Raw genomic sequence first — 3,446 nt, 5'->3', positions numbered from 1 at the left:
GGCCGGGAGAGCACCACGCGGCCTTCCCCGCCCGCGGCCGGGATCTTCCACAGCGCGGCGACGGGGCCGGCGTCCCCGTCGCCGTCCGGGCTGTCCGAGCTGTCCGGGTCCGGGCGGGCCGAGGTAAAGAGCAGGTCCCCGTTGCGCAGGAAGGCGGCGCCCGCCTCCCCCTTGGCGCTGCGGGTGATCCGGCGCGCCGGTTTCGTGCCGGCCGGATCAAGCTCCCACAGGGCGGTGGTGTATTCGGTGCCCTTCCTGTTCAGGGTGCTGACGGCGGTCACCAGCCGGCTCCCGTCGGCGCTGAGGGCAAGGGTGCTCAGCCGCGGCAGGGCGATGTAGTGGTCCAGGCTGTGGAACGGGGTGGCCGGGCGGGCAGCTTCGGCAGGCTTCGCCGCCTGCCGGGCAGCATCGGCCGCCAACCCGGAAATAACCGTTTCAGATGTCATGCGGACATCATAGCCAGCCGCTGTGCCCCGCGTCAGAGGCGGCTGACGGTTTGCCCGCTTCCCGGCGGAACTTTTCCTGCCCGGCGCCCGCGCTGCCAAAAGGCCGAGGGCCCCGGATTTCCGGGGCCCTCGGCTCGTTTCCCTCCGGGGAGGTGCTACTGCGACAGTGCCGGGGTGTCCGGCGCCTTTTCCAGGGACTTCGGCGCCCCCGTGCTGGTGAAGGTGAACCTGGCCGCGTCCCCCTCGCCCTCGACGTCCACGTGGATCGTCTCGCCGTGGCGGACCTCGCCGAAGAGGATCTTCTCGGAGAGCTGGTCCTCGATCTCGCGCTGGATGGTCCGGCGCAGCGGCCGGGCCCCCATGGTCGGATCGTAGCCGCGGTGGGCCAGCAGGGTCTTCGCCGCGGGCGTCAGCTCGATGGTCATGGACTTGTCGCGCAGCCGCTTCTGCAGGCGGGTGATGAACATGTCCACGATCTCCACGATCTGCGCCTCGGACAGCTGCGGGAAGACCACGATGTCGTCGACGCGGTTCAGGAACTCGGGCCGGAAGTGCTGCTTGAGCTCGTCCTGGACCCGGGAGCGCATCCGCTCGTAGCCGGTCCTGGTGTCGGTGCCGGACTGGAAGCCGGTCATGACGCCCTTGGAGATGTCCCGGGTACCAAGGTTGGTGGTCATGATGATCACGGTGTTCTTGAAGTCCACCACCCGGCCCTGGCTGTCCGTCAGGCGCCCGTCCTCCAGGATCTGCAGCAGCGAGTTGAACAGGTCCGCGTGGGCCTTTTCCACCTCGTCGAAGAGCACCACCGAGAACGGCCGGCGGCGGACCTTCTCGGTCAGCTGGCCGCCCTCTTCGTAGCCCACATAACCGGGAGGGGCACCGAACAGGCGCGACACCGTGTGCTTCTCCGAGTACTCGGACATGTCCAGGGTGATCAGTGCGTCTTCCTCGCCGAAGAGGAACTCGGCCAGTGCCTTGGCCAGCTCGGTCTTGCCGACGCCGGTGGGGCCGGCGAAGATGAACGAACCGCCCGGACGCTTCGGGTCCTTCAGGCCGGCGCGGGTGCGGCGGATGGCCTGGGAGATCGCCTTGATCGCCTCGTCCTGGCCGACCACGCGCTTGTGCAGCTCCTCCTCCATGTGCAGCAGGCGCGAGGACTCTTCCTCGGTCAGCTTGAACACGGGGATGCCGGTGGAATTGGCGAGCACCTCGGCAATCAGGTCCTCGTCCACCTCCGCGATCTCGTCCAGGTCCCCGGACTTCCAGGCGCGTTCCTTGGCCGCACGCTCGTCCTGCAGCTTGCTTTCCCGGTCGCGCAGCGCCGCGGCGCCCTCGAAGTCCTGGGCGTCGATGGCCGATTCCTTGCGCTTCTTCAGCTCGGCGATCCGCTCGTCGATGTCCTTCAGCTCCGGCGGCGCGGTCATCCGGCGGATGCGCAGCCGGGCGCCGGCCTCGTCGATCAGGTCGATTGCCTTGTCCGGCAGGAAGCGGTCCGAAATGTAGCGGTGCGCCAGGTTGGCCGCGGCCTCCAGCGCGCCGTCCGTGATGGAGACGCGGTGGTGGGCCTCGTAGCGGTCGCGCAGGCCGCGCAGGATCTGCACCGCATGCTCCACCGAGGGCTCCTGCACCTGGATCGGCTGGAAGCGGCGCTCCAGCGCGGCGTCCTTTTCGATGTGCTTGCGGTATTCGTCCAGCGTGGTGGCCCCGATGGTCTGCAACTCGCCGCGGGCCAGCATGGGCTTGAGGATGGACGCCGCATCGATGGCGCCTTCGGCGGCACCGGCACCCACCAGGGTGTGGATCTCGTCGATGAAGAGGATGATGTCCCCGCGCGTGCGGATCTCCTTCAGGACCTTTTTCAGCCGCTCTTCGAAGTCGCCGCGGTAGCGGGAGCCTGCCACCAGGGACCCGAGGTCCAGGGTGTAGAGCTGCTTGTCCTTGATGGTCTCCGGCACGTCGCCGCGCACGATGGACTGGGCCAGCCCTTCGACGACGGCGGTCTTGCCCACACCCGGCTCGCCGATGAGCACCGGATTGTTCTTGGTGCGCCGGGAGAGGACCTGCATGACGCGTTCCATCTCGTGCTCGCGCCCGATCACCGGGTCCAGCTTGCCCTCGCGGGCGGCCTGGGTCAGGTTGCGGCCGAACTGGTCCAGCACCACCGAACCGGCGGGGGTCCCCTCCTGCTGCTGGCTGCCGGTGGAGACCGGCTCCTTGCCCTGGTAGCCGGAGAGCAGCTGGATGACCTGCTGGCGGACGCGGTTCAGGTCCGCGCCCAGCTTGACCAGCACCTGGGTGGCTACGCCTTCGCCCTCGCGGATCAGGCCGAGCAGGATGTGCTCGGTGCCAATGTAGTTGTGGCCCAGCTGCAGCGCCTCGCGCAGCGAAAGCTCCAGCACCTTCTTGGCGCGCGGAGTGAACGGGATGTGGCCGCTGGGCGCCTGCTGGCCCTGGCCGATGATCTCCTGGACCTGTTCGCGGACGCCGTTGAGCGTGACACCAAGGAACTCCAGCGCCTTCGCCGCGACCCCCTCGCCCTCGTGGATCAGGCCGAGGAGGATGTGTTCGGTACCAATGTAGTTGTGGTTGAGCATGCGGGCTTCTTCTTGAGCCAGCACGACAACGCGACGGGCACGGTCGGTAAATCTCTCAAACATCTCGCACACTCCTAGCTACTGCGTACTTTGATGCTACGTGCCCAAGAAGTGATTGTGGGGCCTGTTCGCCCTAGGGGGAAAATGACGGCAGCGGCATTACCGCCCGGCCCGCGGCCCAGCGGCCCGGACACGGCAGCCCGGACACGGCGGGAGGCGGGCAGCAGCTGCCCGCCTCCCGCCGGAATTTCCGCTTGCCGGCCTGCCCTCAGCTGCCGACGGCCTGCCGGTAGGCCGAGAGAACCTCGGACTGCACGCGCCCGCGGTCGCTGACCTTGTACCCGTGCTCCCGGGCCCAGGCGCGCACCTCGGAGGCGCTGTGGCTGCGGCCGGCCGGGGCGGCCTG

The 3,446-nt window shown here is 68.6% G+C and carries 2 protein-coding genes and 1 pseudogene; all 3 read right to left on the bottom strand.

From position 1 onward, the window contains the following. Positions 1-446, bottom strand: a pseudogene (locus tag ACFQ36_RS21700) (S9 family peptidase); the annotation flags it as partial. A 155-nt stretch (positions 447-601) separates the two neighbouring features. Then, positions 602-3,103: an ATP-dependent Clp protease ATP-binding subunit gene (locus ACFQ36_RS21695; protein WP_377017457.1), complete on the bottom strand. Its 2,502-nt coding sequence runs from the start codon at positions 3,101-3,103 to the stop codon at positions 602-604. A 205-nt stretch (positions 3,104-3,308) separates the two neighbouring features. Continuing rightward, positions 3,309-3,446 (bottom strand): histone-like nucleoid-structuring protein Lsr2 (locus tag ACFQ36_RS21690; protein WP_377017459.1); only part of this gene is annotated, 138 nt, incomplete at its 5' end.

The organism is Arthrobacter sp. GCM10027362, assembly GCF_042679445.1.
Classification (GTDB): Bacteria; Actinomycetota; Actinomycetes; order Actinomycetales; family Micrococcaceae; genus Crystallibacter.
The sequence above is the reverse complement of the archived record's forward strand: the minus strand, read 5'-3'. Positions and strand labels throughout refer to the sequence as shown.

Excerpts from the sequence above, each read along its gene's own strand:
- ACFQ36_RS21695 (WP_377017457.1), bottom strand. The coding sequence starts at position 3,103 with ATGTTTGAGAGATTTACCGACCGTGCCCGTCGCGTTGTCGTGCTGGCT.